Origin of the sequence: Buttiauxella selenatireducens (assembly GCF_031432975.1) — a bacterium.
Classification (GTDB): Bacteria; Pseudomonadota; Gammaproteobacteria; order Enterobacterales; family Enterobacteriaceae; genus Buttiauxella; species Buttiauxella selenatireducens.
This window is the reverse complement of record NZ_CP133838.1, coordinates 1,480,562-1,502,958: the sequence shown is the minus strand read 5'-3', so window position 1 is coordinate 1,502,958 and position 22,397 is coordinate 1,480,562. Positions and strand designations below refer to the sequence as shown.

Here is a 22,397-nt window from a genome sequence, read left to right as displayed (position 1 = left end):
CCTTGGTTTTGCGCTATGCCGGGTTTGGAATATCTATAAACGTCACGTCCAAATCAGTTTCGCTGTTCAGCCAGTCACTCAGTGCCTGGATGCCGCCGCGTTCAGTGGCATGATGCCCAGCCGCATAAAAATGCAGCCCCTGTTCACGCGCAGAATGAATAGTTTGCTCTGAAACCTCGCCAGTAATGAACGCATCGACACCAAAACGTGCCGCGCTATCTATAAAGCTCTGCCCACCGCCAGTACACCAGGCGACGCGGCGAATTTGATCAGGGCCAGTATCGCCACACCACAGCGGCGTGCGGCCAAGGCGCATCTCAATCCATGACGCTAACTCCACGCCAGAAAGCGGCGTTGAAAACTCGCCCCAAGGCACCAGCGGCTCGATTTCACCTTTGGTTTCAATCCCCAGTAGCGCCCCGAGTTGCGCGTTATTGCCCAACTGAGGATGCGCATCAAGCGGTAAATGCCAGCCGTAGAGATTGATGTCGTTACTGAGCAAGGCTTTCAGGCGATTGCGTTTCATGCCACGAATTACCGGTGATTCACCTTTCCAGAAGTAACCATGGTGAACGATGACGGCGTCGGCTTGCTGGCGAATGGCTTCGTCAATGAGCGCCTGGCTTGCCGTCACGCCCGTGACGATTTTGCGGACTTCTTCGCGCCCCTCGACCTGCAAACCATTTGGCGCGTAATCGCTGATGGCGGCGCTGTTGAGTTTCTCGTTAATCAGGCGTTCCAGTTCGCTATTTTTCATGTTCTTTCTCTTCAGGTTTACGGGCCACTTCATAAGCGGCGAGTGTCGCTATACGTGCCTGTTTATGTTCAACAATGGGATGCGGATAGTCCAGCGTCAGTTGCTGTTTTTCGGCCCAAATCCATGGGGTATGAATATATTGATCAGGCACAATACCCAGTTCTGGCAACCACTGGCGTATAAATTCACCTTTCTTATCAAATCGCTCGCCTTGGGTGGTCGGGTTAAAGATACGAAAATAAGGTGCGGCGTCAGTCCCTGTCGAGGCTGCCCACTGCCAGCCGCCGTTGTTTGCAGCCAGATCACCATCAATCAGTTGTGACATAAAGTAGCGTTCACCCTGCCGCCAGTCGATCAATAAATCCTTGACCAGAAAACTCGCCACCACCATTCGTAAGCGGTTGTGCATCCAACCCGTTGTGTTTAGCTGACGCATTGCCGCATCCACTATCGGATAACCCGTCTGCCCTTGCTGCCAGGCAATGAACTGCTGTTCATCTTGCTGCCAGCTGACGTTATCCGTCCATGGGATAAACGGCTGATGACGGCAGAGTTTGGGGTATGCCACCAGCAAGTGTCGATAGAACTCACGCCAGATGAGCTCATTTAACCAGATTGCCCCGGCGTCACCATCCAGCGCCTGCGGGTGTTCTTTCAGTAAACGGTGTAAGCACTGGCGCGGTGACAGTACACCAATGGCAAGATAGGCCGATAAGCGGCTGGTTCCGTCAACAGACGGGAAATCGCGCTGCTCGCCATAATCCGCCACCGGCTGGCGGCAGAATTGACGTAACTGGTTTATCGCTTGCTGCTCACCAATAGGAAATAGATTTGCGTCTACAGGCTGACGAGGGTAATCAAACGGGGTGAGTTTTTCGTTATCAGGCAAGGCGGCGCTACGTGCCTTTGGTGGCGCGACGCACTCAGGTAAACCTTCATGCAGTCGCTTGATAAATGCCCGACTAAACGGCGTGAACACTTTGTACATTTCGTGATTACCGGTGGTCACGCTACCGGGCGGTAATAAAACGCTGTCATCAAAACCCTGGCACACCACATCAACATCCAGCGTTTTTTCAACGACAGCATCCCGCTTTCGTTCATTCAGTTCGTATTGGTAGTTATAAAATAGCGCATCCACTTTCTGCGTTTCGCAGAAGCTTTTCAGGTATTCAACACAATCCGCAAAGTCATTAAGCTGATGGATGTGCAGTTCAATACCGCGCGCAGCAAGGGCGGCATGCAGGCATTGCAAATGCTGCCATATGAACTCCGCCTGGCGGGGCGACATATCGTGTTGCTGCCATTGTTCAGGCGTGGCGAGAAAAATCCCCACCACGCGAGCATGAGGATCGCGGCACGCCGCAGCCAGCGCCAGGTTGTCATTCACTCGTAAATCATTGCGAAACCAGACCAGATGGGTGGCCATACAACTCCATATTTAATTTCCGTAGCGCAAACGTAACGCTTCGGGATAAGGCTCAAAATAGCGCTGCTGCGCCAGATAAGCGTCAGGATATTCTGCCATATAGTGTTTTAACAAGGTGATGGGAGCCAGTAAAGGTTGGGTCCCCTGGCGATAGCGGTCGATAAGCCCTGAGAGCTCCTGTCGCTGGCGAGAATTTAACTGGCGACGGAAGTATCCTTGTACATGCATTAGCACGTTAGTGTGGTTACGGCGCGTCGCCTGGTGCTCGAGCAAAGCCATAAGACGCGTACGGTACTCAACGAAAAAGTCATCCAGCGAATCCCAGCTTTCGATATCCGCCACAAACCGCCCCAGTTCCCGATACTGCGGCTGGGAATGTGCCAGCAGCAGTAATTTATAACGGCTGTGAAAACCGATAAGTCCACCGCGCGTCAGGCCAAATTTGTGTAATTTATTAAGCTCATAAAGCGTATAAATGCGCTCGACAAAGTTCTCGCGAATAGCAGGGTCATATAAACGCCCGTCCTCTTCGACCGGCAACCACGGTAGCTGTCGTTTCAACTCGGCAGTAAAAATCCCGGTGCCACTTTTACGATTATTATTCCCTTCAGTTTCGTAAACCCTCACCCGCTCCAGGCCACAGCTTGGGGATTTCGCACAAACGATATAACCGCAAAGATGGTCCAGCCCGGCAACCCGCCGCGAGGAAAATTGCTGCATCGCCTGCGTTAAATCCCCTTCACTGTGGTTGCTAAAGCGCAACGCGATTTCGCCATCATCCTGTTTTACCAGTCGTAAAGCAGGCCGGGGCGTAGGTAAACCAATCGCCATTTCAGGGCAAACAGGCTCAAAATGCACCCACGGAGCCAGTTCATTGACGGCAAAGGCCAGCCGTTTATGCCCGCCGTCAAACCGGACATTTTCCCCGAGTAAGCAAGCGCTGATGCCAATATTAATTTTGTCGCTCATGACTTACCCCTTTAAGCGTGTACACATCTAAGTGTAGCAAGCGTGTAAAACAAAAAAGGCTACCCGATTGGGTAGCCTTCGTCTGCAGCAGAAATCATTTACATCATCGGTGTTGCCAAACGCACCAGGCTGATCAGCGGTTGCGGGTAAACACCCAGCAGCAGCACCAGCACAGCGGAGATCAGAACCACAACACCGCCTGCGGTGAATGCCCAGTTTCCTGGGGTATCACGGGTAAGCTGTTGCGGCGCATTCAGGTACAAACTCACCGTCACACGCAGGTAGTAGTACAAACCAATCGCACTACCCAACACCACAGCACCGGTCAACCACCACAGGTGAGACTGAACGCCGACGGCAATGATGTAGAACTTACCGATGAAGCCTAATGTCATTGGGATACCGGCCAGTGACAGCATCATCACGGTCATCACCGCAGACAGAATCGGTTTATGCCAGAACAGACCACGGTAGGAGTACAGAGAATCTGCATCCGGGCCACGGTATGGGCTGGACATCAGGCTGACCACACCGAACGCGCCGAGGCTGCTGAACAGGTAACCGGCCAGATAAACACCCACCGATTCCATCGACATATCGCCACTTTGCAGGGCAATCAGTGCCACCATCAAATAGCCGAGGTGAGAGATGGACGAGTAACCCAACAGACGTTTGATGTTGGTCTGGCTCAACGCCATCACGTTACCGAACAGGATGGAGATGAAGGCAATAATCCCGAGCACCACGCGAACCGCTTCGCTATCACCGACTGGCGCATAGAGGAACAGACGCATCACCACACCAAAGATGGCGATTTTGCTGGCAGTTGCCAGGAAAGTGGATACCGGAGCCGGAGCGCCCTGGTAAACATCTGGCGTCCACAGGTGGAACGGAACCAGAGACAGTTTAAAGCCAAGGCCAACAATCATCAGGCCCAGACCAGCAAGCAGCAGCGGTTCGTGCAACATGTTGTCTGCCAGGCTCTTACCGAGAGCCACAAACGACAGGTCGCCCGATTCCGCGTACACCAGCGCCATACCAAACAGCAGGAATGAAGATGCTGCAGCAGACAGAATGGTGTACTTGATGCTGGCTTCCAGCGAGCGTTTTTGTCGGAAGGCATAACCAATCAGACCGAACAGCGGCAGTGAGATCAATTCAATGCCGAGGAACAACGCCGCCAGGTGGTTGGCGTTTGCCAGAAGAATACCGCCCAGTGCCGCAATCAGCACCAGCAGGTAAAACTCTTCGCGGTTGTCGGTGTAACCCTGCAACCACGGATAAGCAAACGTACAGGTTGCCAGACTTGCCAGCAAAACCAGCCCGGTGTAGAGCATCGCATAGCCATCAACACGCATCAGCGGCGTGACGTCCATGGCTCCAGCCTGCCCTACAAACCACAGCGAAACTAACGCAGCGTTAAGGCCGATAACAGCGAGTGTTGCATTGACAAAATGGTCGCGTCGCCACGCTATGGAGAGCATCACAACCACCACCGTCAATCCGACGACGAGCAGCGGTAGCAGCGCGATCAATTGTTGAGGAGTTATAGTCATGGCGAATTACGGCCTTGTAGTTGGAATTGAACTGGTAAACCACTGCTGAATATTGCTCATCGCAGCATGCGAAGTATCCAGAATTGGCTGCGGGTAGAAGCCCAACAGGACTAACAACACCACCAGCAACAGAATGATAAAGAACTCGCGCAGCGACATGCCTGGCAGTTGTTTATCACTGATTTCGCTTTTTGCTTTACCGAAGTAAGCACGATGCAGCATCGCCAGAGAATAAACCGAGGCAAACACCAGACCGAAGGTCGAGACAACCGTAATCACTGGCACAACATGGAAGCTGCCGAACAGAATCATGAATTCGCCAACGAAGTTACCCGTACCTGGCATCCCGAGGGTTGCCACTGCGAAGAACATCGACAAACCTGGCAGCCATTTGATTTTGTTCCACAGGCCGCCCATCAGGCGCATATCGCGAGTGTGCAAACGCTCGTAAAGCTGACCACAGATGATGAACATACCCGCCGCAGACAAACCATGCGCAATCATCATGATAATCGCCCCCTGGTAGGCCAACTGGCTGCCGGTATAAATAGCAATCAACACGAAGCCCATGTGGGAAACGGAGGTGTAAGCGATAAGACGTTTGATATCTGTTTGTGCGAAGGCCATCCACGCGCCGTAGAAGATGCCGATAACACCCAGCCACATGGCGATTGGCGCAAATTCAGCAGACGCTTCAGGGAACAGGGGAAGTGCGAAACGCAGCAGGCCGTAGGCCGCGGTTTTCAGCAAGATACCTGCGAGGTCAACAGAACCCGCTGTTGGTGCCTGGGAGTGCGCGTCTGGCAACCAACCGTGCAATGGAACGACAGGCATTTTCACCGCAAATGCAATGAAGAAGCCCAGCATCAACAGCCACTGTACGCTGTGGGACATTTCGGTATGCAGCAGTTGTTCGTAGTTAAAGGTCCAAACGCCGGTCGCGTTGTAGTGCACAAACACCAGCCCAAGGATCGCAATCAACATCACCAGGCCGCTTGCCTGGGTGTAGATGAAGAACTTGGTTGCAGCGGTGATACGTGTCTTCCCGTCAGAGGCTTTGTGGCCCCACAGTGCAATCAGGAAGTACATCGGTACCAGCATCATTTCCCAGAAGAAGAAGAACAGGAACATATCGATGGCAAGGAACACGCCGATAACGCCACCGAGGATCCACATCAGGTTGAGGTGGAAGAAGCCCTGATATTTTTCGATTTCATTCCAGGAACAAAGTACCGCCAGCACACCGAGCAGGCCGGTAAGCACGACCATCAGCAATGACAAGCCATCAATTGCTAAATGGATCTCAATCCCAAAACGCGGGATCCACGGCAGGATAAATTCAGACTGCCACTGCGGCAAACCTGCGGATTGCGTCAGCGAGTAACCGCCGGATAGCCACAGTTGCAGTGAAAGAGCCAGTGTCAGTCCCATCGTTACCAGCGCAATCCAACGCGGCACTTTTACGCCGAAGCGTTCAGTCTGCCAGCAGAAGAAGCCGCCAATAAAGGGGATGAGTATCAGCCAGGGTAATAGCATGGCATTTGTGTCCCTAAGTCAAAATAAACCAAAACATCACTCACTTTCCCTTAGCCAGGAGAAGGAATTACCCCTCACCCAGCCCTCTCCCGGAAGGAGAGGGGGAAATGTACGGAGTTAGCGCAAGACCAGCAGCAAGCCCAGAATCACGACCGCACCGATACTCATTGAGGCCACATACCAGCGTAAATAACCATTCTCACTCACCAACAGGCCGCGGCCTGCCAGGCGTGAAAGAACTGCCGGAATGTTCATCATTGAATTCAGCGGATCGCTCTTAAGCAACCAGGCGATGCCCATGAATGGCTTAACAAAGATTTTGTCGTACAGCCAATCGAAGCCCCAGGCATGGAACCACCAGGTACCGAAGAAGCGGCCCGGCGCGCTGTTTGCAATGGCGGTGACCAAAGTGCGTTTGCCTAACCACAGCCACGCAGCAATTAAGATACCGGCAATAGCCACAACGCCTGAGGTAATCTCAAGGGTCAGCACGCTACCGTGTGGCAGCTCAGTGGTGGCAGGCAGAACACCGTGCAATGGCGGAACAATCATTGCGCCAACGAACGTGGACAGCACCAGCAACACAATCAGCGGCAAGTGGTGAGTAATGCCTTTAACCGCGTGAGCGTGAATCTGCTCTTTACCGTGGAAGACGATGAAGATCATACGGAAGGTATACAGCGAGGTCATAAACGCACCGACCAGACCTGCAACCATCAGGTTGATATGACCATTCGCCATCGCACCGGCCAGAATCTCATCTTTACTGAAGAAGCCTGCGGTAATGAGAGGTAATGCAGACAAGGCCGCACCACCGACCAGGAAGCAGACATACACCAGCGGAATGGACTTACGCAGGCCACCCATTTTGAAGATGTTTTGTTCGTGGTGGCAGGCAAGGATCACCGAACCGGATGACAGGAACAACAACGCTTTAAAGAAAGCGTGCGTCATCAGGTGGAAAATCGCCGCATCCCACGCTTGTACACCCAGCGCCAGGAACATGTAGCCAATCTGGCTCATGGTCGAGTACGCCAGCACACGTTTGATATCGGTTTGCACCAGGGCAGCAAAACCTGCCATCACCAGCGTAACGGCACCCACGATGCCAACCAAATGCAGTACTTCAGGCGTCAGCAAGAACAAGCCATGAGTACGCGCAATCAGGTAGACACCCGCGGTGACCATGGTGGCCGCGTGGATCAGCGCTGAAACTGGCGTTGGGCCTGCCATCGCATCCGCAAGCCATGTTTGCAGTGGAAGCTGTGCAGATTTACCCACCGCACCGCCTAACAGCATCAGCGTTGCCCAGGTCAGCATTTGGTTACCTTGCGCAAAGTGCTGCGGCGCCAGTTCAACCATTTCGCGGAAGTTTAGCGTGCCCAGTTCGTTGTAAAGAATGAACAACGCGAACGCGAGGAATACGTCACCGACACGGGTCACAACGAATGCTTTCATGGCGGCAGCGCCGTTCTTCGGATCGGTGTAGTAGAAACCAATCAGCAGATACGAGCACAGACCTACCCCTTCCCAACCGAGGTACATCAGCAGCAGGTTGTCACCAAGAACCAGAACCACCATGCTGGCGATAAACAGGTTGGTGTAGGCGAAGAAGCGAGAATACCCCTCTTCTCCGCGCATATACCAGGATGCGTACATGTGGATCAGGAAGCCGACGCCTGTCACCACTGACAGCATCGTCAGTGACAAACCGTCGAGGATCAGATTGAAGCCGATATTGAAATCGCCGACTGACATCCAGGTCCACAACGGCTGGGTAAAGGCTTGTTGCCCGTTGTTAAAGAAGTCAAACCCGACAATCGCAGTGACTAACGCCGCAAGACCAATCGAGCCGACCCCAACCGTGGCAGAAAGATTTTCTGACCAACGACCACGAGAGAACGCCAACAATAAAAAACCAATAAATGGCAAAAGAATGGTTAACCAGAGAAGGTTCATCCACGCATCTCACTTACTGAATCGATATTCAGGTTCTGGCGACGACGATGGAGCTGCAATAACAGTGCGAGGCCAATACTGGCTTCGGCGGCAGCTAAGCTAATCGCGAGTATATACATCACCTGGCCGTCAGCCTGGCCCCAATAACTCCCGACGACCACAAACGCGAGTGCTGCCGCGTTAATCATCACTTCCAGGCTAATCAGCATGAAAAGTAAGTTGCGACGAATCACAAGCCCAGTCAGCCCAAGTACGAACAAGATAGCCGCGAGGATTAGTCCATGTTGCAGCGGAATCATACGTGCTCCTCCGTTTTTCTTTTCGCCGCCGCGTCAGCCTGGCGATTACTCAGCACTTCACCCGGACGGTCTTCGCGACCGAGGTGGAATGCAACAACCAGACCCGCCAGCAGCAGCATTGAGGCTAATTCCACTGCCAGAACGTACGGTCCAAATAACGCGATACCGACCTCTTTAGCACTGACAGATGTCCCGTCGATTCCCTGGTCATTCAGACTGAGGATCGCGTACACCAACACCGACAGCAGGATGGCTGACAAAACGCCGGGGCCAATCCACAACTGCGGCTTGAGCCAGTTACGCTCTTGTTCAACGACGGCACCACCGAGGTTTAGCATCATTACCACAAAGACGAACAACACCATGATGGCGCCGGCGTAGACGATAATCTCAAGCGCTGCGGCAAAGTAGGCCCCCAGGGAGAAGAACACCCCGGAGATAGCCAGCAATGAGATGATCAGATACAGCAAGGCATGCACCGGGTTGGTATGCGTGATAACACGCAAGGTGGTTCCAACCGCGATGATTGCGCAAATATAAAAAGCGAATTCCATTGCCTTGCTCCTTTAAGGTAATAGGCCTTTGACGTCGATAGGCTTAGCTTCGTTTTCCGCTTCGCCTTTATCTTTGCCGTCGATTGCCATACCTGCCATCCGGTAGAAGTTATATTCCGGGTATTTACCCGGACCGGAAATCAGCAGGTCCTCTTTTTCGTACACCAAATCCTGACGCTTAAACTCGCCCAGCTCGAAGTCTGGAGTAAGCTGAATTGCCGTTGTTGGGCACGCTTCTTCGCACAAGCCGCAGAAAATGCAGCGCGAGAAGTTGATACGGAAAAACTCTGGATACCAGCGGCCATCTTTAGTTTCTGCTTTCTGCAAAGAGATACAGGCGACCGGACAAGCTACCGCACACAGGTTACAGGCAACACAACGCTCTTCGCCGTCCGGATCGCGCGTCAGCACGATGCGGCCACGGTAGCGTGGTGGTAAATACACTGGCTCTTCCGGATACATCTGCGTTTCGCGTTTGGCAAACGCGTGCAGACCGATCATCCAGATACTGCGTACCTGGGTGCCGAAACCAACCACTAACTCTTTCAATGTCATGGTTTTTTCACCCCTTATGGTGCCTGATAGAGAATGACCGCAGCGGTCACCAGCAAATTGACCAGTGTCAACGGCAGGCAGATTTTCCAGCCAAACGACATCACCTGGTCATAACGCGGACGAGGTAATGATGCACGGATCAAAATGAACATCATCATGAAGAACGCGGTTTTCAGCGCGAACCAGATGAACGGTGGTAACCACGGGCCATGCCAGCCACCAAAGAACAGGGTCACGATCAAGGCTGAAACAGTCACAATGCCGATGTATTCACCCACGAAGAACAGGCCAAACTTCATGCCGGAATATTCGATGTGGTAACCATCTGCCAGTTCTTGCTCTGCTTCAGGTTGGTCAAATGGGTGACGGTGACAAACTGCCACGCCTGCGATAGCGAAGGTGACGAAGCCAAAGAACTGCGGAATCACGTTCCACAAGTTGGCCTGGTTATCCACGATATCGCCCATATTGAACGAACCGGCCTGAGCAACAACCCCCATCAGGGACAGACCCAGGAACACTTCGTAGCTGAGCGTTTGCGCAGAAGCACGCATCGCGCCTAACAGCGAGTATTTGTTGTTGCTCGACCAGCCAGCAAACAGGACGGCGTAAACCGCAAGACCTGCCAGCATCAGGAAGAACAAAATACCAATGTTCAGGTCAGCAACGACCCAGCTTGGGCTGACAGGCACAATAGCAAAGGCCAGCAACAGCGAGGTGAAGGCAATCATTGGTGCCAGGGTAAAGATGACGCGGTCCGCAAAGCGCGGAGTCCAGTCTTCTTTAAAGAACATTTTGATCATGTCCGCGACGAGCTGGAGCGAGCCGCCCCAGCCAACACGGTTAGGTCCGTAACGGTTCTGGAACAGACCCAGCAAGCGGCGCTCACCAAAACTCATGAACGCACCGCATGTCACCACGACCAACAGGATAACGACCGCTTTGAGAATGCTCAGCAGAATGTCGATAACATCCGGTGTTAACCAACTCATTGGCCAGCCTCCTGGAGATTTTCAAGACGCGCACCCGCCAGTACCGGAGCAATGCCAGGCATACCCATCGGTAAACCAACCTGCCCTGCTGCCAGCCCTTCGGAAAGTTGCAGCGGCAGACTCAGTGTTTGGCCTTCATAGCTAAACGAAATCAGGCTTCCTGCATTCACGCCCAGTTTTGCAGCATCTGCCGGATTGAGCTTGATGTAAGGCTCAGCCATTCGGCTCTGGAAAATCGGAGAACGCTGGGACATTTCGTCGCTGCCAAACAGATGATAGTAAGGCGCAATACGCCATTTACCTTCTTCTGCCTGGAAGATTTCCGGCACGGAGTCAAAGTAATCAATGCCCGTTTCAGACGCTTCAATCAGTCGCACGCCCGGATCGCCATGACGCAGTTTGCCGCCCACTTCGGCCTGGAACTTGTTCCATGCTTGCGGTGAGTTCCAGCCTGGTGCCCATGCAAATGGGATCTGCTGACGATTGGCAGACGGACTGTTGTTCCCTTCCATAGAGAAGGAGAACATGGTGTCTTTATCCTGTGGCTGACGCGGTTCATGCACACTGATATTGGCGCGCATTGCAGTACGTCCACTGGAGCGGATAGGTGAACGTGACAGTTTCTGACCACGGATACGGAAGCTGGCATCAGGTGCCGCATCTTTAATCCCAGCCAATTGTGGCAACGCTTTCACGCAGGCATCAATAACATCATCAAGCTGCGTCCAGTCCACTTCACGGCTTTCAACCGTGCTGTGCAGGGAGTGCAACCAACGCCAGCTTTCGAGCATGACAATCGAATGGTCATAGTAAGACGGGTCATAAACCTGGAAGAAACGCTGTGCGCGGCCTTCGTTGTTAATCACCGTTCCGTCGCTTTCAGCAAAGCTTGCGGTAGAAAGCACCAGATGGGCTTTGTCCATAATCGCTGTACGCTGATGGTCAATAACCATCACCAGCGGAGCTTTGCTCAGTGCCGCGTCAACGCGAGCCGCAGAAGCATGGCGATGCAGATCGTTTTCCAGCACCACAACCGCATCGGCTGCACCGCTTTCCAGCTCACTCAGCGCTTCTTCAAGCGAACCGCCGCCAATCAGACCGAGGCCTACGCTGTTCACCGCACGAGCGACCATCGTGATACCGACATCAGCTCCACGGCCTTTCAGCGCTTTAGCAACGTTTGCTGCTGCCTGCATAACCGCTTCGCTACCGGCGTTAGTCCCGGAAACGATCAGCGGTTTTTTGGCACCCGCCAGTGCCTGAACAATGACATCGACTTTGTTTTTGAGGTCACGATCCAGTTCAACGGCTGGGGAGTTGCTGTCCAGCGCATGGGCAATGGCAAAACCTAAACGCGCCTGATCTTCAACCGGCGCACGATAAGTCCACGCGGCGATGTCATCCAGACGAGTGCTGTCGATATTAGTAACGAACAGCGGATGTTTAGCGTGCTGGCCAATGTTCAGGATGGCCGCAATCTGCCAGTCAGCCACTTTCTGTGCTGCTGCCATTTCGCGCGCTTTACCTTTCACAGCCTGACGCACAGCCAGCGCAACGCGCGCACCGGTTTGTGTAATGTCTTCGCCGAGTACCAGAACGGCATCGTAGGATTCGATTTCACGCAACGCCGGAGTATGAACGCCACTTTCTTGCAGCACTTTGAGCATCAATTGCAGGCGCGCTTGCTCACCGGTTGCGATACCGGTGTAGAAGTTGGCTGCCCCCACCAGTTCACGCAGAGCAAAGTTGCTTTCTACGCTGGCACGCGGGGAACCGATACCGATCACTTTCTTCGACTGACGCAGAATATCTGCCGCACCTTGCATCGCCTGTTCAGCATTCAGGGTGATGAGATCGTCACCACGACGCTGGATCGGCTGACGCGGCCTGTCTTTCAGGTTCACGTAGCCATAACCAAAGCGGCCACGGTCGCACAGGAAGTAGTGGTTCAAGGTGCCGTTGTAACGGTTTTCGATACGACGCAATTCACCGTAGCGCTCACCAGGGCTGGTGTTACAGCCGATGCTGCACTGCTGGCAGATGCTTGGTGCAAACTGCATGTCCCATTTACGGTTGTATCGCTCGGAGTGCGTTTTGTCCGTGAACACGCCGGTCGGGCAGATTTCTACCAGGTTACCGGAGAATTCGCTCTCAAGCGTACCGTCTTCAGGACGACCGAAGTAGACGTTGTCATGTGCGCCATAAACGCCCAGGTCTTTGCCATCGGCATAATCTTTGTAGTAACGCACACAGCGGTAGCAGGCGATACAGCGGTTCATTTCGTGAGAGATGAACGGGCCGAGATCCTGGTTACGGTGAGTACGTTTAGTGAAGCGGTAGCGACGGAAGCTATGGCCGGTCATAACCGTCATATCTTGCAGGTGGCAGTTGCCGCCCTCTTCACAGACCGGACAGTCGTGCGGGTGGTTAGTCATCAACCATTCCACAACGCTTTCACGGAATTCTTTCGCTTCGCTATCGTCAATGGAGATAAACGTCCCGTCAGAGGCAGGTGTCATACAAGACATCACCAGACGACCACGATTATCTTCTGCGTTTTGATATTGCTTCACCGCGCACTGGCGGCAAGCACCGACGCTTCCGAGCGCCGGGTGCCAGCAAAAATAAGGAATATCGAGACCGAGCGACAGACAAGCTTGCAGCAAGTTGTCAGACCCGTTTACCTCATATTCTTTGCCGTCTACATGAATCGTAGCCATAGTCAGCATGCTTCCAGTTGGCCTGAATAAGCTCAGGCGTTAATCAAAAATTCTTGTGCGAATAACTATCGCCCTCACCCCGGCCCTCTCCCCCAGGAGAGGGGGAAAACCGGACAATCCCGCCCCCCAAGAGAAGGGGAAACCGGACAATCCCGTCCCCCAAGAGAAGGGGGAAACCGGACAATCCCGCCCCCCCAATAGAAGGGGAACCGGATAATTCCCTCTCCCTCAGGGAGAGGGCTAGGGTGAGGGTGAAAAGTTGTCTATCACCAGCGCGTTTTTAACAAGTTCGGTTGAATGCCCTGAATGGCACGAGTGTTACCGAAATCTTGTTTGGCAATGCCTGCTTCGAATTCTTCGCGGAAATATTTAATCGCACTCTGCAACGGTTCAACCGCACCTGGCGCATGCGCACAGAAGGTTTTACCCGGCCCAAGGAAACGACACAGTTGCTCAAGTGTCTCGATATCCCCAGGTTGGCCTTCGCCACGCTCCAGTGCGCGCAGAATTTTTACGCTCCACGGTAAACCGTCACGGCAAGGTGTACACCAGCCACAAGATTCACGGGCAAAAAACTCTTCCAGATTGCGAACCAGCGGCACCATACCAATTTCATGGTCAACGGCCATCGCCAGCGCCGTACCCAGACGGCTACCCGCTTTGCCAATGCTTTCAAATTCCATCGGCAGATCAAGATGCGATTCGGTCAGGAAGTCAGTCCCTGCCCCGCCCGGCTGCCAGGCTTTGAATTTCAGGCCATCGCGCATGCCACCCGCGTAATCTTCAAGAATTTCGCGTGCGGTAGTGCCGAACGGTAATTCCCAAACGCCAGGATTCTTAACGCGACCCGAGAAGCCCATCAGCTTGGTGCCAGCATCTTTACTGGTAGAAATACCCTGGTACCACTCCACGCCATCAGCCAGAATCGCCGGTACGTTACACAGCGTTTCGACGTTGTTTACGCAGGTCGGTTTACCCCATACGCCGCTTGATGCCGGGAATGGTGGTTTAGAACGTGGGTTCGCACGGCGGCCTTCCAGGGAGTTAATCAGTGCGGTTTCTTCACCACAGATATAACGCCCGGCACCGGTGTGCACGATCAGCTCGAAATCAAAACCCGAACCGAGGATGTTTTTGCCAAGCAGACCCGCTTCGGTGGCTTCAGCAATCGCACGGCGCAGATGCACAGCCGCTTCGATATACTCGCCACGCAGGAAGATGTAACCGCGGTACGCTTTCAGTGCGAACGCAGAAATCAGCATGCCTTCCACCAGCAGGTGCGGCAGTTGCTCCATCAGCAAGCGGTCTTTATAAGTGCCCGGCTCCATTTCATCGGCGTTACACAGCAGGTAACGAATGTTCATGGATTCGTCTTTCGGCATCAGGCTCCACTTCAAACCAGTGGAGAAGCCCGCACCGCCGCGCCCTTTCAGGCCGGCGTCTTTAACCCGATTAACGACTTCATCTGGCGCGAGACCCGTCAACGCAAGACGAGCACCTTCGTAGCCGTTTTTGCTGCGATATTCATCCAACCACACAGGCTGTTTGTCATCGCGCAACCGCCAGGTCAGCGGATGGGTTTCGGCAGTACGAATAATGGTTTTCATTTGTACTGCTCCAGCAAATCAGGGATCGCTTCCGGCGTCAGATGGCTGTGAGTATCCTCATCAATCATCATGGTCGGCCCTTTGTCGCAGTTGCCCAGACAGCAAGTTGGCAGCAGGGTAAAGCGACCATCAAACGTGGTTTGACCCGGTTTGATGTTCAGTTTTGCTTCGATAGCCGACTGAATGCCCTGGTAACCGGTAATATGGCAAACCACGCTATCGCAATAGCGAATAACGTGGCGACCGACCGGTTGGCGGAAAATCTGGCTGTAGAATGTGGCAACACCTTCTACGTCGCTGGCAGGGATGTCCAGAACCTCGGCAATGGCGTAAATAGCGCCGTCAGGCACCCATCCACGCTGTTTCTGGACAATCTTCAGCGCTTCGATAGATGCCGCGCGAGCATCTTCGTAATGATGTTTTTCGTGCTCAATCGCATCACGCTCTGCCGCACTCAGCTCAAAAGCTTCAGCCTGGGGTTGTTGTTTATCGTGCATAGTTAGCGATCCACATCAGACATTACAAAATCGATACTACCCAGATAGACAATCAGGTCAGAAACCAGGCTGCCACGAATCGCCGCCGGGATTTGCTGCAAGTGCGCAAAGCTCGGGGTACGAATACGGGTGCGGTAGCTCATTGTGCTGCCGTCGCTGGTCAGGTAGTAACTGTTAATCCCTTTCGTCGCTTCAATCATCTGGAAGGATTCGTTAGCCGGCATGACCGGGCCCCACGAAACTTGCAGGAAGTGAGTGATCAGGGTTTCGATATGTTGCAGCGTACGCTCTTTCGGTGGCGGCGTTGTCAGCGGATGATCGGCTTTGAACGGGCCAGCAGGCATGTTTTTCAGACACTGCTCGAGAATGCGCAAGCTCTGGCGAAGTTCTTCAACTTTCAGCATCACGCGGGTGTAGCAGTCACTGACGCCACCGCCAACCGGGATTTCGAAGTCAAAGTTTTCATAACCAGAATATGGGCGCGCTTTACGGATATCGAAGTCGACACCGGTTGCACGCAGGCCAGCACCAGTGGTACCCCACTCCAGCGCTTCTTTCTTACCGTACGCGGCAACGCCCTGGGAACGACCTTTCAGGATGGTGTTGCGCAGCGCGGCTTTCTCGTAGGAATCCAGACGTTTTGGCATCCAGTCGAGGAACTCTTTCAGCAAGCGCTCCCAACCGTTTGGCAAGTCGTGAGCGACACCGCCGATACGGAACCAGGCTGGGTGCATACGGAAACCGGTAATCGCTTCGACCAGGTCATAAATTTTCTGACGGTCGGTAAAGGCGAAGAACACCGGGGTCATCGCACCCACGTCCTGAATAAACGTGGAGATATACAGCAGGTGGCTGTTAATACGGAACAGTTCAGACAGCATGACGCGGATAACGTCAACACGCTCAGGAACCTTGATGCCCGCCAGTTTTTCAACCGCCAGCACGTATGGCATTTCGTTTACGCAGCCGCCGAGGTATTCGATACGGTCGGTGTACGGAATGTAGCTGTGCCAGGACTGACGCTCGCCCATTTTCTCAGCACCACGGTGGTGGTAACCGATGTCCGGAACGCAATCGACAATTTCTTCACCGTCGAGTTGCAGGACAATACGGAATGCACCGTGAGCCGATGGGTGGTTTGGACCCAGGTTCAGGAACATGAAGTCTTCATGCTCGCTGCTGCGCTTCATGCCCCACTCTTCAGGCTTGAAGGTCAGCGCTTCCATCTCGAGGTCTTCTTTCTGTTTGGTTAATTCAAACGGATCGAACTCTGTGGCACGCGCCGGATAATCTTTACGCAGCGGGTGGCCTTCCCACGTTGGTGGCATCATGATGCGCGTCAGGTGCGGGTGGCCAACAATGTTGATGCCAAACATTTCCCAGGTTTCACGCTCATACCAGTTCGCGTTCGGGAACAGTTTGGTGAAAGTAGGCACGTTCAGATCGTTTTCGGACAGCGCCACCTTGAGCATGATGTCGCGGTTGCGATCGATAGAAATCAGGTGGTAGAAAACGGAAAAATCCGCAGCCGGTAAACCGTTGCGGTGAGTACGGAGACGTTCGTCCATGCCGTGTAAGTCGAACAGCATGGAGTAGGGTTTCGGGAGTTTCTTTAAGAAATCGCCCACTTCCAGCAGTTGTTCACGCTTAACCCAGACGACTGGAACACCAGTGCGGGTTGGCTGAACAGTGAAGGCATCCGGCCCAAAACGGTTACGCAGTTCGCCAATTACCGGATCATCTAAATGGTCTCGGGTTTGCCAGGCTTGCTGGTTGGCATCATGCGCAGTTAAATCGGTCATAATTCTCACCATTGCAAATGGTACTGTGGTGACTGTCAGCAGTGGCTTCGCGCTAGTATTATTGATATGCGAAGTAAACTCACACTGCCCACAGGCGCATATTAAATCTCGTCTGGTGTCCGCAAGTTGGTGACAGCAATACGCTCGCCACGTTTACGTTCACGCTCTGATTGCATGTTGGCGCGATAAACACCTTGATCGCCAACCACCCAGGACAGTGGACGACGCTCTTTGCCAATGGACTCTTGCAGCAGCATCAGTGCTTGCATGTAAGCTTCCGGCCGCGGTGGGCAACCTGGGATGTAAACATCCACTGGCAGGAATTTATCCACACCTTGCACCACAGAGTAGATGTCGTACATGCCGCCTGAGTTGGCGCAAGCACCCATCGAGATCACCCATTTTGGCTCGAGCATTTGATCGTAAAGGCGCTGAATGACGGGAGCCATTTTGGTAAAGCAGGTTCCTGCGATAACCATCAGGTCGGCCTGACGCGGAGATGCACGCAGTACTTCGGCACCGAAACGTGCCACGTCATGTACGGCGGTAAACGAAGTCACCATCTCAACGTAGCAGCAAGAAAGGCCAAAGTTATAAGGCCAAATTGAGTTTTTACGACCCCAGTTCACCATATCGTGCATGGCATGCTCGAGCTTGCCCATGTACACACTACGGTTGATTTCTTGATCAAGAGGATCGCTTACGATCTCCTGTTTTTGCAGGGGGTAACGGTCATTCTCACCGTTGGGGTCTATGCGGGTGAGCGTATAGTCCATCTTATTGCCTCGCTTTATACTCGTCTTTCTTCAGGTTGTAGCTGTGTTGCCTGCGTTCTTAAATCCCAATCACTTACTCAAGTAAGCGCGTGGAAACTTACTCACTGATCGCCTTGCTACTTGCTGAAGGATTCAGAGCATCTTGGGTATGACGGTTAGTGAGACTGTCAGTTTCTGGGTTGATGTGGGTACGGCGCGAACGCGCAGGAGTCCAATCAAGCGCGCCAATGCGCACCAAATACACTAGGCCTGCCAGTAGCACAAAAATGAAAATTGCGGCCTCAACGAAACCTATCCATCCGCTTTCACGAACAGAAACCGACCACGCGTAGAGATACAAGGCTTCCACGTCAAAGATAACGAAGAACATGGCAACCAAGTAGAACTTAGCGGATAGACGTAAGCGCGCTGTACCAACTGAGTCGATACCTGACTCGAAGGGAGTGTTTTTGTGCCGACCCTTAGCTCTCCCGCCAAGGAACCAGGCCCCGAGAAGCATTACGCAACACAGGCCTACGGCAACAATAAGAAAGACTGCGAACGCCCAGTGATGAGCGATAACTTCAGTGGATGTTGACATACTCATTGCTTACTCATCAAAAGTGGCGCCAAAGTCTCTGCTCTTGCTGGCAGATGAACACCACATCGATTCATGGGGAGGAACAATTAACCTTACAATTAGTGCCAGAATCAGAACTTTACCAGCAAATTGATGGGGTTTTTTACTCCTTTCTATAACCTTTTGTCAACTTTAACAAAAGTATCCACACATTAATTTACATGACAGCAACTTCATTAACATTTAATGCGTTAAAAGCTGGTAACGTCGCGTTACTAACTCGTTTTCAATGAAGGTGAATCGTGTCCGTTATGGAGGAAAAAAATAACTACTGCTCTATTTTGGCAGGAAATCTCAACTATTCATCCCCCCTATAGGGAGTATTTTCTTGATCTGAGACACGCTTCTGTTAATTCATATCAAAAACCAACAACATTGCAGCCTTTATTTTAACATTTGAAGCGATTTTGATTCCCAGGATGTATGGGGAAAGCAGGTAGGATGAGAGATGGAAAACAGATTGTTTTAAAAGACGTTTTTACAAAAAAGCAATAAACCCAAGGTACACTGATTAAAAAACAAGCCATTGAGGCAAAAATAGCACCCAATGACCTGTTTTTGAATTTCATAATTTGTTACTAACAAATCCGCTTTACCGCTATAGCGTTACTCGAAATCGCCTTCCAGTAACACCGTGTCACCATCTTCATCAGAAGAAGCCATGTAACGATATGGATTCGGGTTGATTTCCAGAGCGCTAAAAATAGCCTGCGCTAAATCATTGGTGGTTTGCAGATTACGGCACAGCATGTATTGCGTATCAGGCATGGCCGGCAAACCATCGGCGCTTCCCAGCACGCGTAGCTCTGGACTCATCATTTCTACCGGACGGGAGGTAATCCCAAGCCCTGCTTTAACCGCAGCGCGAACGGCAGAAAGCGTCGAAGCAACATAGGCAATACGCCACGGAATGCGGGCCGCATTCAATTGCTCAATCATCATATCCCGATATGGGCTCGGATTATCGAGCACAACCAAAGGCACCGTTTCACCTTTCAGGAAGACGTAATCAGCAGCGCAGTACCATAATGTTGGCGAAGTTCGTAAAACAATGGATTCAAAATGCGCAGGTTTCGACGTGGTGACAACTAAATCCACTTCCTGCTGATCGAGCATTTCAACCATAAACGGATTACGTTTAACACGCACATCCAACGCCAATTTTGGGTAAACCGAGCTTATCCGATTGAGCAGAAACGGCAGAATGGTATCCGCGGTTTCATCAGATGCCCCAATCGTTAATACGCCCTGCAAATTGCTGAACATTAGCGAAGTACAAGCTTCATCATTAAAACGCAAAATCTTTCGCGCATAACCAAGGAGCTGAATACCGTGCTCGGTCAGCAATTTATTACGTCCATGACGGGCAAAAAGTTCCTTTCCTACCAATTGTTCAAGACGCTGCATCTGCTGGCTTACAGCCGATTGAGTACGGCATACCGCAACAGCAGCAGCGGCAAAAGTATTCAGATCCGCTACGGCAACAAAAGTCCTGAGCAGATCGAGGTCGAGATTAAGTATCGGACGATTTGCGTTAATCATAATTTTTTCACTAGTAGGTTGCTCTTACGAGTCTGCCTTAGTTTTATTGCTGTGATTTATCAAAAAGATAAAGCAATTCCCTTTTACAGAACGCCTCCCGATGGGGAGCACCGTCATCCTGACAGTCGTTCTGACTTATTTATTTTCATGCCCTCAGGCGAATGCGAATCAATAATGCGACACACTTAACCCTGGGGATATTATACTGACATTTACAACATACAAACTTTCGTCTTAACGCACTAGCTACTGAAATTAAAACTGCGTAATTATTGTAAATCAACTTCAGCGCTGAGTTTTATTTATTCAACTCACAACAGACATCCGTGTAAACACCATGAAAATTTCCTTTAAGGCACTTCGTTTCACTGGCAATTGACACAGTACAAAGACGACAAGGCAACCCACAATAAAACATAAGGTTGCGTTATTTCCAGCAAAAATTACCTACCAATTTCAGCACTGCATCTTACCGTAAAACGAAGTAACTCATAACTTTTGTTGCGAATTATCTGATCTCATTCTCTTTTTTAATTCACACACCAATGCATTATTCACAGAAGTGTCCAAAATTCTACAAGCTAAATGAGAAGCAATATAACTCTATTCTTTGTTTATATTAATCACATACATGTTTATTTTTATACACATATTATTAACTCACACTCACTACTCCATTTAAGTTGAGCATGAATATTCAATTTTCCTTAACTATTACTCAGTTCAATTCATATTACGGTTAGCAGCACCTACTACACCCATCACATCAAGGCAGTTAATATTGTTGCGTTTTTATTGATAGCATATATTTTTAATCGGCATTAATATACTTTACAGCATATAATGCTGATAAATAATTTCCAAACCGATTTTACTTCCCCCTCTAAAAATTGAAGATTTATTACTATTTGGCGCTTCGACAACCTTCAAATCTGGGCGTTGCAGGAGTACATTGTTGCCTGGTCGCTTCCACGGCAGGAAGTGGCGCTAACATTTAAGGTCAGGTTCATGTCCCCAATCGAAAAATCCAGCAAACTTGATAACGTCTGTTATGACATCCGTGGCCCAGTACTCAAAGAGGCGAAACGTCTTGAGGAAGAAGGGAATAAAGTCCTAAAGCTGAATATTGGCAACCCAGCGCCATTTGGCTTTGATGCCCCGGATGAGATCCTTGTCGATGTGATTCGTAACCTGCCTACGGCGCAGGGCTATTGCGACTCGAAAGGGCTCTACTCCGCACGTAAAGCCATCATGCAGCATTATCAAGCACGAGAAATGCGGGATGTGACGGTTGAAGACATCTACATCGGTAACGGTGTTTCTGAGCTGATTGTTCAATCTATGCAAGCATTGCTGAACAGCGGTGATGAGATGTTGGTTCCTGCTCCAGATTATCCGTTATGGACCGCAGCCGTCTCGCTTTCCAGTGGCAAAGCCGTTCATTACTTATGTGATGAGTCCGCCGACTGGTTCCCTGACCTTGATGACATTCGCGCTAAAATCACGCCACGTACCCGCGGTATCGTGATTATCAACCCCAATAACCCAACCGGTGCGGTCTACTCGAAAGAACTGCTGCTGGAAATTGTTGAAATCGCGCGTCAGCATAATTTGATTATTTTTGCTGATGAAATTTATGACAAGATTCTGTACGACGAGGCGCAGCACCATTCGATTGCTGCACTTGCCCCGGATCTGCTGACGGTAACCTTTAACGGTTTGTCCAAAACCTACCGTGTTGCGGGCTTCCGTCAGGGCTGGATGGTACTGAGCGGGCCTAAGAAACATGCAAAAGGTTACATCGAAGGTCTGGAGATGCTGGCGTCAATGCGCCTGTGTGCCAACGTTCCTGCTCAGCACGCAATCCAGACAGCTTTAGGCGGCTATCAAAGTATCAGTGAGTTTATCGCGCCTGGTGGCCGCTTGTATGAGCAGCGTAATCGTGCGTGGGAACTGATTAACGAGATTCCAGGTGTGTCATGCGTGAAACCACGGGGAGCGTTGTATATGTTCCCTAAAATTGACGCGAAACGTTTTAACATCCATGACGACCAAAAAATGGTGCTAGACTTCTTACTACAGGAAAAAGTGCTGTTGGTTCAAGGGACTGCGTTTAACTGGCCGTGGCCTGATCATGTCCGTATTGTCACCTTACCTCGCGTTGATGAACTGGATATGGCTATCCATAAATTTGGACGTTTCCTCGGTCATTACCACCAGTAATTTTT

Annotated in this window: 18 protein-coding genes; 1 reads left to right on the top strand and 17 read right to left on the bottom strand. The window is 51.6% G+C overall.

Annotated elements, in window-relative coordinates; translation table 11 throughout:
- Positions 1-13 precede the first annotated feature (13 nt).
- The 17 genes from RHD99_RS06970 to lrhA form a co-directional block, all read right to left on the bottom strand.
- Positions 14-757: a type 2 GTP cyclohydrolase I gene (locus RHD99_RS06970; RefSeq protein WP_309878111.1), complete on the bottom strand. Its 744-nt coding sequence runs from the start codon at positions 755-757 to the stop codon at positions 14-16.
- The gene (gene phrB, locus RHD99_RS06965) at positions 747-2,186 is read right to left on the bottom strand and encodes a deoxyribodipyrimidine photo-lyase (RefSeq protein ID WP_309878110.1); all 1,440 of its coding nucleotides are present in this window, start codon (positions 2,184-2,186) and stop codon (positions 747-749) included. Before phrB ends, RHD99_RS06970 begins: the two co-directional genes overlap by 11 nt.
- Positions 2,187-2,198: 12 nt before the next feature.
- Positions 2,199-3,155, bottom strand: coding sequence for a YbgA family protein (locus RHD99_RS06960; RefSeq protein WP_309878108.1), 957 nt, complete (start codon positions 3,153-3,155; stop codon positions 2,199-2,201).
- A 98-nt stretch (positions 3,156-3,253) separates the two neighbouring features.
- On the bottom strand, positions 3,254-4,711 hold the full coding sequence (gene nuoN / locus RHD99_RS06955) for an NADH-quinone oxidoreductase subunit NuoN (protein ID WP_309878107.1): 1,458 nt from the start codon (positions 4,709-4,711) through the stop codon (positions 3,254-3,256).
- 6 nt (positions 4,712-4,717) lie between these two features.
- Complete coding sequence (nuoM, locus tag RHD99_RS06950) at positions 4,718-6,247, bottom strand: NADH-quinone oxidoreductase subunit M (RefSeq protein WP_183270002.1); 1,530 nt, start codon at positions 6,245-6,247, stop codon at positions 4,718-4,720.
- Between the two features lie 117 nt (positions 6,248-6,364).
- Positions 6,365-8,206, bottom strand: a complete 1,842-nt coding sequence (gene nuoL / locus RHD99_RS06945) for an NADH-quinone oxidoreductase subunit L (protein ID WP_183270003.1) — start codon at positions 8,204-8,206, stop codon at positions 6,365-6,367.
- Complete coding sequence (gene nuoK, locus RHD99_RS06940; RefSeq protein ID WP_309878105.1) at positions 8,203-8,505, bottom strand: NADH-quinone oxidoreductase subunit NuoK; 303 nt, start codon at positions 8,503-8,505, stop codon at positions 8,203-8,205. Before nuoK ends, nuoL begins: the two co-directional genes overlap by 4 nt.
- Positions 8,502-9,059: an NADH-quinone oxidoreductase subunit J gene (gene nuoJ / locus RHD99_RS06935; protein ID WP_183270004.1), complete on the bottom strand. Its 558-nt coding sequence runs from the start codon at positions 9,057-9,059 to the stop codon at positions 8,502-8,504. Before nuoJ ends, nuoK begins: the two co-directional genes overlap by 4 nt.
- A gap of 12 nt (positions 9,060-9,071) precedes the next feature.
- Positions 9,072-9,614 (bottom strand): NADH-quinone oxidoreductase subunit NuoI, encoded by a 543-nt coding sequence (nuoI, locus tag RHD99_RS06930; RefSeq protein WP_121268553.1) that lies wholly within the window; start codon positions 9,612-9,614, stop codon positions 9,072-9,074.
- A gap of 14 nt (positions 9,615-9,628) precedes the next feature.
- A complete protein-coding gene (gene nuoH, locus RHD99_RS06925; protein ID WP_183270005.1) occupies positions 9,629-10,606 on the bottom strand; it encodes an NADH-quinone oxidoreductase subunit NuoH in 978 nt (325 codons plus the stop codon).
- Positions 10,603-13,326: an NADH-quinone oxidoreductase subunit NuoG gene (gene nuoG / locus RHD99_RS06920; RefSeq protein ID WP_309878104.1), complete on the bottom strand. Its 2,724-nt coding sequence runs from the start codon at positions 13,324-13,326 to the stop codon at positions 10,603-10,605. Before nuoG ends, nuoH begins: the two co-directional genes overlap by 4 nt.
- A gap of 266 nt (positions 13,327-13,592) precedes the next feature.
- Positions 13,593-14,933: an NADH-quinone oxidoreductase subunit NuoF gene (nuoF, locus tag RHD99_RS06915; protein WP_183270007.1), complete on the bottom strand. Its 1,341-nt coding sequence runs from the start codon at positions 14,931-14,933 to the stop codon at positions 13,593-13,595.
- Entirely contained in the window at positions 14,930-15,430 is a 501-nt protein-coding gene (nuoE, locus tag RHD99_RS06910) for an NADH-quinone oxidoreductase subunit NuoE (protein ID WP_183270008.1), read from the bottom strand. Before nuoE ends, nuoF begins: the two co-directional genes overlap by 4 nt.
- Before the next feature lie 2 nt (positions 15,431-15,432).
- Complete coding sequence (nuoC, locus tag RHD99_RS06905) at positions 15,433-17,244, bottom strand: NADH-quinone oxidoreductase subunit C/D (RefSeq protein WP_183270009.1); 1,812 nt, start codon at positions 17,242-17,244, stop codon at positions 15,433-15,435.
- A gap of 89 nt (positions 17,245-17,333) precedes the next feature.
- Positions 17,334-18,008: an NADH-quinone oxidoreductase subunit NuoB gene (nuoB, locus tag RHD99_RS06900; RefSeq protein ID WP_183270010.1), complete on the bottom strand. Its 675-nt coding sequence runs from the start codon at positions 18,006-18,008 to the stop codon at positions 17,334-17,336.
- Positions 18,009-18,105: 97 nt separating this feature from the next.
- Positions 18,106-18,594 carry an NADH-quinone oxidoreductase subunit NuoA gene (nuoA, locus tag RHD99_RS06895; protein WP_309878099.1) on the bottom strand — a complete coding sequence of 163 codons (489 nt, stop codon included), beginning with the start codon at positions 18,592-18,594 and terminating at the stop codon, positions 18,106-18,108.
- 639 nt (positions 18,595-19,233) lie between these two features.
- Positions 19,234-20,169: a transcriptional regulator LrhA gene (gene lrhA, locus RHD99_RS06890; protein WP_309878097.1), complete on the bottom strand. Its 936-nt coding sequence runs from the start codon at positions 20,167-20,169 to the stop codon at positions 19,234-19,236.
- Between the two features lie 1,008 nt (positions 20,170-21,177).
- Here lrhA and alaA point away from each other — a divergent pair.
- Complete coding sequence (gene alaA / locus RHD99_RS06885; protein ID WP_183270013.1) at positions 21,178-22,392, top strand: alanine transaminase AlaA; 1,215 nt, start codon at positions 21,178-21,180, stop codon at positions 22,390-22,392.
- Positions 22,393-22,397 lie beyond the last annotated feature (5 nt).